Raw genomic sequence first — 236 nt, forward strand, 5'->3', positions numbered from 1 at the left:
CTAACCCAAGTTGCTACCTATCCCCTGGATCTGAAAAAATAGTGGCCGCTATGCTTTCCCGTCTCATAGCGGCCTTTTGCATTATAGACGACGCCCTGCAAGCCATGGGCTACAAGGATGACCCCCAAGCCAAAACGCCCGCCTCCGCCATCCTCACCCTCGCCCTCCTTGCCGCCCTAGAGTTCGGCGGCAAGCACAACAAGGCCCTGGCCCTCGCCAAAGACCTCGGCCTCTTC

Annotated in this window: 1 pseudogene; it reads left to right on the plus strand. The window is 58.9% G+C overall.

Annotated features, from left to right (window positions below):
* Positions 1–50: 50 nt before the first annotated feature.
* Positions 51–236, plus strand: a pseudogene (locus tag ACYQ0J_RS14005) (IS982 family transposase); the annotation flags it as partial.

This window comes from Thermus sp. FJN-A (assembly GCF_054655095.1).